Source organism: Agrobacterium sp. 16-2014-1-2a (genome assembly GCF_053522705.1).
Map to the genome: position 1 here is coordinate 145,415 of NZ_JBNWBX010000011.1, position 9,356 is coordinate 154,770.

The window sequence follows — 9,356 nt, forward strand, 5'->3', positions numbered from 1 at the left end:
TCATGCTCGCTTCAGATATACGGAAAAAGACGTGCCTGCCTCGCTGCTCGTTACCTCAATCCGCCCGCCATAGTCGGAGGCGATATCGTTGGAGATGACGAGACCAAGGCCTAGGCCGCTTTCCTTGGATGTATTAAAGGGCGAAAAAAGTTGGGCGCGGATCGCTTCGGGAATGCCGGTCCCATTGTCGCTGACCGAAAGCAAGACCATGTCCCCTTCCTCGCGCACCCGCACCTCGACACGCGCCGCATCAATCGCTTCAGTGGCTTCCAGTGCGTTTTGCAGAAGGTTGATGAGAATTTGCTCGAGCCGGATGCGGCTGCCAAGCACCTTCAGGTCCTGATCCGGCAACACGATATCAAGTGCATCCATCTGTCCGGAAAAACGACTGCGCAACAGCATCACCGCGCCTTCGATGACCAGTTTGAGACTGACCGGTTCGGCAGCGGTGCGGCCCTTGCGCGCCAATATCTTCAGGTCGCCGGTAATCGTGCCGATGCGATCGGTCAATGCCGCGATGTTTTCGAGATTTTCGTTGGCCTCCGCCATGCGGTCGCGTTTCAGCAGGGTGCGGGCATTGTCGGCAAAGGCGCGAATCGTCGCTACCGGCTGGTTGATTTCGTGGGCAACGCCCGCCGCCACCTGCCCTAGAATGGAGAGACGGTTGGCCTGCACCAGCTCGTGCTGCACGTTGCGCAATTCACCTGTCGTCTTTTCGTGCAGGGCAATTTCCGCCTGAAGATGGTCGCGGGTCCTCGTCAGGTCACGGGTGCGCTCCTGCACCTTCATTTCCAGCTCGGTGCGGGCGCGCTGCTCCTCTTCCTTTTCCCTCAGCGCCTTGTGCCTGCGCCACAGCCACAGAGCCGAAAGCGCCATAAGCGGCATCAGCGTTGCCAGCGCCACCACCCTGCCCTCGCGAATGGCGGCGTTCAGCGCCGGTGCCACCGGCTGCAGATAATGCAGTGTCCATGAGGTCGTCGGCACCGGCGTTTCCAACCGCAGATAATCGCCGCGCTCACTTGCCGGGTCATCGACACGGACGAGCGGAACGCCGTCGCTCGAGAGTCGCGCCATCCGGAACGGCAGCGTCGTAAGCGCCTCGTTACCGAATTGCAGGCTTTCGGAAATGGCTTTGCGTCGCGCCTCGTCAATCGGCGCTACGGTCTTGAAGCGCCAATCCGGCACGCTCGTCATCAGCACGACGCCGTTCCTGTCAACCACATAGACCGGTTTGCCGCCGATGTTCCAATCCGCCTCCAGACGGTTGAACTCCACCTTGGCGATGACGACGCCGAGCGGCCGACCGTCTGCGGCATCGATGCGGCGCGAGATATAAAGGCCCGGCCGGCGGCTGACATTGCCAAGCGCATAATGTTCGGACATGCCGGTATTCATCGCCGCCTGAAAATACTCGCGGAAGGCATAATTGGAGCCGACGAAGCTGTCGGCCTGTCGCCAGTTACTCGAGGCAATTGTCAAGCCGGTCGGTCCGGTCACGTAGATGACAGAGGACTGCGTACCTTCGATCAGCCCCTCCAGCTTGCGGTTCAGCCGGTCAATGGCAGGCGCGCCACCGCCATCCAGCGCAATCGCAAGGTCGGGATCGCCGGACAGAACCAGCGGAATGGCGCGCGGCCGCTCCAGCGCAACATTCAGAAGCGCGATCTTGAGTTCGGCATCGGTGGAGGCCTCGGACGCGGCGGTGCGTATTGCCTGGTTTCGCGCAAAGTCATCGGCAACCAACAGAACTCCCAGGCTGACGAGCAGCCACAAGCCCGCCAACGCCAGCCATTGAGCGCGCCGTCGTGCCTGGGAATAAGAGGCCTGATCTTCTTGGGTCATGCGGCAATTGTGCGGATTTACACACAGACCGCAAGAGGTTTTGTCCGGATATCCGCACATACACCGGCGAGCTGATACGGCGTCAATAAAAAGTACTTTGTAAATCAGCCAGTTACACCAAATAAGCAAGTCTGGCATGCGTATTGCACATGACTCCTCAATCGGCGCGAAGCCGTCAACGACACGGCGATCCCGGGAGGCCAATTAAGGCAGGGTGAGGCCGAGGAGGAAAAAACATGATCGATACAACAACCGTGGCGGCAGGCCACGCCAAGCAGCCATTCTACAAGCACCTGTATTTCCAGGTTCTGGTCGCCATTATCGCCGGTATCGCACTTGGCCATTTCTATCCGGCCTTTGGCGAACAGCTGAAGCCGCTCGGCGACGGCTTTATCCGTCTCGTCAAGATGATCATCGCTCCCGTCATCTTCCTCACTGTCGCAACCGGCATCGCCGGCATGAACGATATGAAGAAGGTTGGACGCGTGGCCGGCAAGGCCATGATCTACTTCCTCGTGTTCTCCACCCTCGCGCTCATTGTCGGCCTCATCGTCGCCAACACTGTGCAGCCGGGCGCCGGCATGAACATCGATCCGGCCACGCTGGATGCCAAGGCCGTCGCGACCTACGCCGACAAGGCCCATGAGCAGACCATCACCGGCTTCCTGATGAACATCATCCCGACCACCATCGTCGGCGCATTTGCCAGCGGTGATATCCTGCAGGTGCTGTTCTTCTCCGTGCTGTTCGGCATCGCGCTCGGTATCGTCGGCGAAAAGGGCAAGCCCGTCACCGATTTCATGCATGCCATGATGTATCCGATCTTCAAGCTGGTCGCGATACTGATGAAGGCCGCCCCCATCGGTGCCTTCGGCGCCATGGCATTCACCATCGGCAAATACGGCATCTCGTCCGTCACCAACCTCGCGATGCTGATCGGCACCTTCTACGTCACATCAGCACTGTTCGTGTTCGTGGTCCTCGGCGCTGTCTGCCGCTATAACGGCTTCTCGATCGTCGCGCTTATCCGCTACATCAAGGAAGAACTGCTGCTGGTTCTCGGCACCTCGTCTTCGGAAGCCGCCCTGCCGGGCCTGATGAGCAAGATGGAAAAGGCGGGCTGCAAGCGCTCCGTCGTCGGTCTCGTCATCCCCACCGGTTATTCCTTCAACCTCGACGGCACAAACATCTACATGACGCTGGCTGCCCTCTTCATCGCACAGGCGACCGGCATCCACCTCTCCTTCGGCGAACAGATCCTTCTGCTGCTCGTGGCCATGCTCTCCTCCAAGGGTGCTGCTGGCATCACAGGCGCTGGCTTCATCACGTTGGCCGCAACGCTCTCCGTCGTGCCGTCGGTTCCGGTTGCCGGCATGGCGCTCATCCTCGGCATCGACCGCTTCATGTCGGAATGCCGCGCACTCACCAACTTCGTCGGCAATGCGGTCGCCACCATCGTTGTTGCCCGCTGGGAAGGTGAACTGGATCAGGAACAGCTCGCCCGCGTTCTCAGCGGCAAGGAAGAATTCACCGGCATCGCCGATGTGGATTCGCTTCCGGGTGCGGTTCAGCCCGCCGAATAACACGACCTCCCAAGGTCCAGCCTGTCCCGGTTCGTCCGGGCAGGCTCTCGAATGAAGGCCGGCGCATCAGATCGATGCTCCGGCCTTTCATCGTTTGAAGCCCTTCCAACCGTCGAAAACGGTTTTTATCGCCGTGCGGATGTTATAGGCCAGATCGAGCGAGAACGAATGCGAAAAACGGAGTAGGCCCTTATGAAGAACCTGTTTCTGGCCTGGCAATTCTGGGCGCTGCTATCGGCGGCCTTTGCGGCATTGACTGCGATTTTTGCGAAAATCGGCATCGAAAACGTCAATTCCGATTTCGCCACCTTCATACGCACCATCGTCATTCTCGCTGCCGCTGGCCTGATGGTTTATGTTACCGGCAACTGGCAGCAGCCCTCCACCATTTCGGCGCGTACCTGGACCTTTCTCGTGCTTTCGGGGCTGGCGACCGGCGCATCTTGGATATGTTACTTCCGGGCGCTGAAAATCGGCGATGCCGCCCGCGTCGCCCCCATCGACAAGCTCAGTGTCGTGTTCGTCGCCGTCTTCGCGGTTCTGTTTCTGGGGGAACGGCTGTCGCTGCCCAACTGGCTGGGTGTGGTGCTAATCGCCTGCGGCGCGGTGCTTGTGGCATACCGGGGATAAGGCAAGCCCACAGCGGTGCCCGGCCGGACGAACCGGCCGGGACATTCGCAAAGTCATCAGGCACGTGCGGCCGCAACCTTGTCCAGTCCCCGCTTAACGCCAGCGAACAGCTCATCAAGCTGCTCGGCCGTGATGATTAGCGGTGGGCAGAAGCAGATCGATTCGCCGATCGGACGAGTAATCACGCCCTCATCCTCAATGCCGGCGGCAATGGCGAGCGTCGCATCGCCCGGCTTCGTACCTTCCCACGGCTTTATCTCCAGCGCGCCAAGAAGACCGACGCCGCGCGAGGAATGTACCAGCGGATGGTCGGAAAGCGCTTTCAGATGATCGAGGAACTTGCCTTCCAGCCTCGCGACATTACCGACCAGATCGCGCTCCTGAATGATCTTCAGGTTTTCGAGACCGACGGCCGTCGCGACCGGGTGGCCGGAGGCGGTATAACCATGACCGAAGGAGCCGATCCGGTCGGATTCGTCTGCGATCGGCTGGTAGAAACCGTCATTCATGATGATCGCCGACAGCGGCATGTAGGATGAGGATATCTGCTTGGAAACAACAAGCACATCCGGCTTGATGCCGTAGGTCTCGCAGGCGAACATCTTGCCGGTGCGGCCGAACCCGCAGATGACCTCGTCCACGACAAGCAGAATGTCGTATTTCTTCAGGATCGCCTGCACACCTTCCCAATAACCTTCAGGCGGCAGAAGAACCCCGCCGGCACCCATCACCGGCTCGCCCCAGAAGGCGGCAACGGTTTCCGGGCCTTCGCTGAGGATCAGATCTTCGAGTTCCTTCAGAATACGCGCGGTAAAATCCGCCTCGCTTTCACCTTGCTTGCCGAAGTGCACATAGGAGGGGCAGGCCGTATGCAGCATGCGGTCCAGCGGCAGGTCGAAGCTTTCATGGTTGCGCGGCAGGCCGGTGATCGAGGCCGAGGCAATCGTCACGCCATGATAACCCTTGATGCGGCCAATGATCTTCTTCTTGTCCTTTTTGCCCAGCGCATTGGAGCGATACCACACCATCTTGGCAACGAGATCGTTCGCCTCCGATCCCGAAGACGTGAAATGGACCTTCGACATCGGCACTGGTGCAAGCTCGATCAGCAACTCGGCAAGATCGACCGACGGGCCGTGCGTCTTGTAGGAAAAGGTGTGGTAATAGGGCAGCTTCTGCATCTGCTTCGTCGCAGCGTCCACCAGTCGCTGTTCACCGAAGCCAAGCGCCACAGACCAAAGCCCTGCCATCGCCTCGATATAACGCTTGCCGCTGCTGTCGGTCACATAGATGCCTTCACCACTTTCGATGACCAGACCACCGGTCTTTTCGAATTTACGCAGATTGACGTTTGGATGCATCTGGTAGGCGATATCGCGTGCCTCGACGGAATTCGGCAGAATGGTCATGGGATAAAGGCTCCGTTTCGGTTGGATGGGCTGAAGCGTCAGACGTGCTGGCCGCCATTGATGAGAATTTCTGCGCCGTTGATGTAGCTCGACTGCTCCGAGCAGAGGAAGTAGATGGTCTGCGCCACCTCCGCCGTGGTGCCTAGCCGCCCGAGCGGGACCTGCGCTTCCACGAGTTCAGCGGTTCCGGGTGAAAGTATGGCGGTGTTGATTTCGCCGGGCGCTATGGCATTGGCGCGCACGCCGCGCGGGCCGAATTCATGCGCCAGCTCCCGTGTCAGAGCTGCAAGTCCCGCCTTCGATGCGGCATAGGCGACGCCCGCGAAAGGGTGCACCCGCGAGCCGACAATGGAGGTAACGTTGACGATGCAGCCTTTTGCCGCCTCCAGTTCCGGCAGAAGCGCACGGGCAAGAAGCGCCGTCGAGACGAGATTGACGTTGAGCACCCGCGTCCAGATCTCCGCCGTTGTGTCGGCAACGCCAAGGCGGCTACCGCCTTCGCCCTTCGGCGAGATTCCGGCATTGTTGACGAGTGCGGCCAGCTTTCCTTCCGGCAGGCGCGAGCGCACCTCGTCGGCCAGATCGTCGATGCGGGACAGGTCCTCCAGATCGGCCTGGATATGGCTTTCGCGCGCAGATGGCCAGCGGCATTCCTCCGAAAAGGGTTGTCGCGATACGGTCAGGATTCTCCAGCCTTTTTCCTGAAACAGCTTGACGGTGGCATGCCCTATTCCGCGGCTCGCACCAGTCAAAAGCATAAAAGGAACAGCCATGAAAGAACTCCTTTGCCATGCGAACCGTTGAGCCGGTCGCGCATTCAGCCCGCATGTTAGAGTGCTGCGACCCGCTGACAAGGGCTATTTTGTCGCGGTGCACGAATGGTTGCCGCGTCACGGGCTAATCCCATTTGATATAGGCCTTTCACCCGAAGGGAATATTTGAAGCCGGCCATTTGCTCATAAAATGCAATCTCCCGAATCTGTGATCCGTATTGGGAGGGGGACGAATGCGTATCGACATCATCGACACCGACGCCGGCTTCGAGGCAATCCGGCAAAACTGGGAAACGGTGTTCATGGCCGATCCCCATTCCCGACACTTCCTGTCCTGGGGCTGGCTGCGGGATTACATGCCGCGCCGCAAGCGCTGGTTCATCCTGGCGCTCAGGGAACGTCCCGAAGGCTCGCCCTATGTGGCATTTTTTCCGCTGCGCATCGTCACCGAACCGGACAAGAGAACCGGCCGCTTCCACGACAGCATCGTCATGGCTGGCAATGCCGCGGCGGATTACACCGGCTTCATTACCCTGCCGGAATATGAAAATAACGCGGTTGCCGGTTTCTGTTCCTATATTCGGCAGCAGAACTGGACCGAACTCAAGCTCGACTATCTTTCCGGCCCACCGGAGCGGCGCGACACGATGATCCGCGCGCTTCAGGGGCCGCTCGTCATGTTTCGCGACAACATGCCGACCAACCCCTATAACATCAACAATTGCATCTGCCCGGTCGTGGCCCTGCCGGACACGTTCGACTCCTATCTCGACAGCCATATGAGCAGCCAGTCCCGGCAAAAGCTCCGGCGCTTCATGAGGAAGGTGGAAGGCGGTGACGAATACCGCATCACCTTCGCAACGAGAGAAACAATCAAGCGGGACATGGGCATCCTGTTCGATTTCTGGCGCATCCGCTGGGCGCCCCACAAGGGCAAGGAGCGCACCGAACTGTTGATCGGTGCAACACGGCAAATGCTGATGGATGTCTATATACGCGGCGATCTGGAAGTGCCGGTCCTCTGGTTCGGCGACCAGCCGCTCGGCGCGCTTGCCAACATCATCGACCGGCAGAAAAAGTCGGTATTGTTCTACATCACCGGTCGTGACGAGAACTGGAAGACCCCCTCACCCGGCCTCGTGCTGCACGGACACTGCATCCGCAGGGCGATCGAACAGGGTTTCAAGACTTATGATTTCCTGCGAGGCAACGAGCCGTACAAATATTTCTTCGGCCCGGAGGAGCACAAGCTCAGCTGCACGCTGTTCCGCACCCGCTCGGGCGACAATCTCGGCGGCAAGCTCCACACGCGCAGCATACGCTTCGTCTACGAAGAGGGCCTCAAACTTTACAAGACGGGCAAGAAGGCGGCCGCCAACATCGCCTTTTCCCAGGTGCTGTCAGCCGCGCCCGATCACCTTGGCGCACAATTCGGGCTGGCCAATCTGACCTTCGACCGCGGTGAATTCCGTGAGGCGGAAATCGCTTTCCTCGGTCTCCTCGGCAGCGGTCAGGACCCGGTTCTGCTGTGGATGCGCATAGGCGAAGCGCGGTTGGCGCAACGACAATATCATGAGGCGTCCGAAGCATTCCGTCAGGTGACCAATCGCGCCCCCTTCCACCGCGAGGCGCTCTACAAATGCGCCGTGGCGCTGATTGCGGCCGAAAGAACGATGGAAGGCGCCGAAATCCTCGACAGATTGCAGCATTACCATTCTGACGACGCTACGCATCTGGAATATGCCGAAAAGGCGCGCGCAGCCCTTGCCCGGCTGGAACTGAGAAAGGCCAGGATTCCGCTGCCTGCCGATGTCATCACGCTGAGCGCCAGGCCAAAATCGACGGGCAAGCGCTGGCGTCCGCCAAAGGTTTTGCATTGAACGTAATGACCTGTAAGTTGCGGCAGAAAAAATCGGCCGGACGACTTGCAAGGGTTTTTTATGTTTCTGACCAACAAGGATATGCTTGACCTCATCGAGCTGCGCCATGATCTGCACCGCCATCCGGAAATTTCCGGCGAGGAGAAGGAAACAGCGCGGCGTATTCGCGATTTCCTCGAGCAGGCAAAACCGGATCGGATGTTCACCGATCTGGGTGGTCATGGCGTGGCAGCGGTCTATGACAGCGGCAAAAGCGGTCCGGTAGTCCTCATCCGCTCGGAACTCGACGCTCTGCCCATTCAGGAAAAAACCGACGCCGAATACCGCTCCGGCACAGATGGTAAGGGCCATCTTTGCGGCCATGACGGTCATTCCACCATTCTGACGGCGCTTGCACTTGGACTTTCCAGAAAGCGCCCGGAAACCGGCAGCGTCGTACTGCTCTACCAACCGGCGGAAGAGACAGGTGCGGGCGCGGGCGCCGTCATCGCCGATCCGCGCTTTGGCGAGATGAAGCCGGATTATTCCTTTTCTCTTCACAATCTTCCAGGCCTGCCATTCGGCCATGTCAGCGTGGTGGAAGGGCCGGTCAACTGCGCATCACGCGGCATCAAAATCCGCTTCTCCGGCAAGACCGCGCACGCCTCCTCACCGGAGCATGGCGTCTCGCCGATGCGGGCGATATCTGAGTTGATGCCGGCTTTGACCGATCTCGGTTCCGGCTTTCCACCGCAACCCGATTTTTCGATGGTGACAATCACCCATGCCGTGATGGGTGAAGCGGCCTTCGGCATTTCTCCGGCAGATGCGGAAATCTGGGCGACGCTCCGGACGCTGACAGACGACCGAATGGAAAAACTCTGCGCGGATGCGGAAGCGCTGGCAGAAAAGGTGGCCGAAGAACAGAAACTGACACTCGATATCGCCTATGACGATGTTTTCCTGCATTGCGAAAATGCGCCGGAAGCCGTCGACCATATCCTGCGGGCGCTGACTGCGGAGAAAATTTCCCACGGGTCGGAAGGTTTGCCGATGCGAGCCTCCGAGGATTTCGGAAGGTTCCGCGCCGTCTCGTCATCGGCCATGTTCTTTTTGGGTGCAGGCAAGGACTATCCCAACCTGCACAATCCCGACTACGACTTTCCGGATGGGCTGATCGATATCGGCGCACGCATCTTCATGCGCATCATCCGCAACCTCACCGACGCGGGGTAAGCAACGGCAGCCCATTGCCGCCCA

General features: G+C 59.4%; 7 protein-coding genes. 4 read left to right on the forward strand and 3 right to left on the reverse strand.

The genetic code is table 11. The features are described 5' to 3' along the window. Complete coding sequence (locus tag ACQZ45_RS24530) at positions 1-1,842, reverse strand: sensor histidine kinase (RefSeq protein ID WP_035199441.1); 1,842 nt, start codon at positions 1,840-1,842, stop codon at positions 1-3. Between the two features lie 236 nt (positions 1,843-2,078). On the opposite strand from ACQZ45_RS24530, the gene ACQZ45_RS24535 reads away from it, so the two are divergent. Continuing rightward, positions 2,079-3,425 carry a dicarboxylate/amino acid:cation symporter gene (locus ACQZ45_RS24535; RefSeq protein ID WP_013761559.1) on the forward strand — a complete coding sequence of 449 codons (1,347 nt, stop codon included), beginning with the start codon at positions 2,079-2,081 and terminating at the stop codon, positions 3,423-3,425. Positions 3,426-3,617: 192 nt separating this feature from the next. After that, the gene (locus tag ACQZ45_RS24540) at positions 3,618-4,055 is read left to right on the forward strand and encodes an EamA family transporter (protein ID WP_019564660.1); all 438 of its coding nucleotides are present in this window, start codon (positions 3,618-3,620) and stop codon (positions 4,053-4,055) included. A 56-nt stretch (positions 4,056-4,111) separates the two neighbouring features. Here the strand turns inward: ACQZ45_RS24540 and ACQZ45_RS24545 are convergent, their stop codons facing one another. Together ACQZ45_RS24545 and ACQZ45_RS24550 are read right to left on the reverse strand one after the other, a co-directional pair. Then, complete coding sequence (locus tag ACQZ45_RS24545) at positions 4,112-5,464, reverse strand: aspartate aminotransferase family protein (protein WP_003510848.1); 1,353 nt, start codon at positions 5,462-5,464, stop codon at positions 4,112-4,114. Between the two features lie 38 nt (positions 5,465-5,502). After that, entirely contained in the window at positions 5,503-6,237 is a 735-nt protein-coding gene (locus ACQZ45_RS24550; RefSeq protein WP_003510849.1) for an SDR family NAD(P)-dependent oxidoreductase, read from the reverse strand. A 233-nt stretch (positions 6,238-6,470) separates the two neighbouring features. On the opposite strand from ACQZ45_RS24550, the gene ACQZ45_RS24555 reads away from it, so the two are divergent. Both ACQZ45_RS24555 and ACQZ45_RS24560 read left to right on the forward strand, forming a co-directional pair. Next, the gene (locus ACQZ45_RS24555) at positions 6,471-8,117 is read left to right on the forward strand and encodes a GNAT family N-acetyltransferase (RefSeq protein ID WP_113291561.1); all 1,647 of its coding nucleotides are present in this window, start codon (positions 6,471-6,473) and stop codon (positions 8,115-8,117) included. A gap of 60 nt (positions 8,118-8,177) precedes the next feature. Further along, positions 8,178-9,332: an amidohydrolase gene (locus ACQZ45_RS24560; RefSeq protein WP_112391221.1), complete on the forward strand. Its 1,155-nt coding sequence runs from the start codon at positions 8,178-8,180 to the stop codon at positions 9,330-9,332. The last annotated feature ends 24 nt before the right edge of the window (positions 9,333-9,356 follow it).

What these genes read in the sequence shown, in the direction of transcription:
- ACQZ45_RS24535 (WP_013761559.1), top strand. Translation starts at nt 2,079, where the DNA reads ATGATCGATACAACAACCGTGGCGGCAGGCCACGCCAAGCAGCCATTC.
- ACQZ45_RS24550 (WP_003510849.1), bottom strand. Translation starts at nt 6,237, where the DNA reads ATGGCTGTTCCTTTTATGCTTTTGACTGGTGCGAGCCGCGGAATAGGG.
- ACQZ45_RS24545 (WP_003510848.1), bottom strand. Translation starts at nt 5,464, where the DNA reads ATGACCATTCTGCCGAATTCCGTCGAGGCACGCGATATCGCCTACCAG.
- ACQZ45_RS24560 (WP_112391221.1), top strand. Translation starts at nt 8,178, where the DNA reads ATGTTTCTGACCAACAAGGATATGCTTGACCTCATCGAGCTGCGCCAT.
- ACQZ45_RS24530 (WP_035199441.1), bottom strand. Translation starts at nt 1,842, where the DNA reads ATGACCCAAGAAGATCAGGCCTCTTATTCCCAGGCACGACGGCGCGCT.
- ACQZ45_RS24555 (WP_113291561.1), top strand. Translation starts at nt 6,471, where the DNA reads ATGCGTATCGACATCATCGACACCGACGCCGGCTTCGAGGCAATCCGG.
- ACQZ45_RS24540 (WP_019564660.1), top strand. Translation starts at nt 3,618, where the DNA reads ATGAAGAACCTGTTTCTGGCCTGGCAATTCTGGGCGCTGCTATCGGCG.